Raw genomic sequence first — 1,425 nt, 5'->3', positions numbered from 1 at the left:
CCCGGCACCACCGCCACCGCACCCCGCGTCACCACCACCAACGGCCCCTCACCACCACCGGACAAACACTCCTGGACCAGGGCGAGCGCCCGGCGGGCCGCCGCGCGGGCCTCCTCGGCGGTGTCGGTGTCGGTGTCGGTCTCGATACCGGTGCGGGCGGCGGACGCGCCGAAGTGCGCGAACTCCGGTTCCGGCGCCGGGCCGCCGGTGGTGTCCGGGGTCAGCTCGGTCCACTCGAGGCCGAACAGGGACGGGTGCGGCCGGCGGCCCGCCGACGCGATCCCCTCGGCGGGCAGGGGCCGCAGGGAGAGCGACTCCACCTCCGCCACGGGTTCGCCCACGCCGTCGGTGACGGCGAGGGTCGCGGTGCTCCCGCCCGTGGCCGACAGCCGTACGCGCAGCGCGGTGGCGCCGACCGCGTGGAGGCGCACTCCCGCGAAGGAGAACGGGATCCTGGGAGCGGTCGCGCCGTCCGCCCCGTCGAGCACCACCGCGTGGAGGGCGGCGTCCAGCAGCGCCGGGTGGATGCCGAAGCGTCCCGCCTCGTCCGCCGCCTCCTCGGGCAGCCGCACCTCGGCGCAGAGGTCCGCGCCGTCCCGCCAGAGCGCCTTGAGCCCCTGGAACAGGGGGCCGTAGTGGTATCCGAGGTCCGCCAGCCGCTCGTAGGCGGCGGTGACGTCGACGGGTACGGCTCCGGCGGGGGGCCAGGCGCCGGCCGCCGACGGGAACGTCCGGCCGGTGGCGGCAAGCGTCCCGGCCGCGTGCCGCGTCCAGGGCGTGCCGTCCGGATCGGCCTGTACGTCCTGGGGGCGGGAGTGGATGGCCACCGGTCGGCGGCCGGAGTCGTCCGGGGCGCCCACGGCCACCTGGAGCTGTACCGCCGCGCCGCGTTCGGGCAGTACCAGCGGCGACTCCAGGGTGAGTTCGTCGAGTACGGTGCAGCCCGCCCGGTGACCGGCCCGGAGCGCCAGTTCCAGGAACGCGGTGCCGGGGAGGAGGACGGTGCCGCCGACGGCGTGGTCGGCCAGCCACGGGTGGGTGCGCAGCGACAGCCGCCCGGTGAACAGCAGTCCGCCGCCGTCCGCGGTGGGCACCGCCGCGCCCAGCAGCGGATGGTCGTCGGTGCCCTCCAGACCGAGGCCGGCGGCGTCGCCGGTGTTCCCGTGCGGCTCCAGCCAGTACCGCTCGCCCTCGAAGGGGTAGGTCGGCAGCTCGATCCGGGGGTGCGGTCCGGTTCCGAGCACAGCGGTCCAGTCGGCCTCGGCGCCCAGGACGTAGGCGTCGGCGAGCGCGGTGAGTGCGGCGGCCGGTTCCGGTTCGCCGCGGCGCAGGGCGGGGATCACCGTCCACCGTCCGTCGTCGCCGTCCTCCTCCAGTGTCCGCTGGACGGCGGGGGTGAGGACGGGGTCGGGGCCCACCTCCAGA

At 76.7% G+C, this 1,425-nt stretch carries 1 protein-coding gene; it reads right to left on the bottom strand.

Annotation, left to right across the window (positions count from 1 at the left end; translation table 11 throughout):
* Positions 1-1,425, bottom strand: a 1,425-nt coding sequence (locus tag BM237_RS28590) for a polyketide synthase dehydratase domain-containing protein (RefSeq protein ID WP_175541187.1), incomplete at both ends; no start/stop codon positions are given.

Origin of the sequence: Streptomyces mangrovi (genome assembly GCF_900114215.1) — a bacterium.
GTDB classification, from domain to species: Bacteria; Actinomycetota; Actinomycetes; order Streptomycetales; family Streptomycetaceae; genus Streptomyces; species Streptomyces barkulensis.
This window is presented reverse-complemented; position numbering and strand designations above follow the sequence as displayed.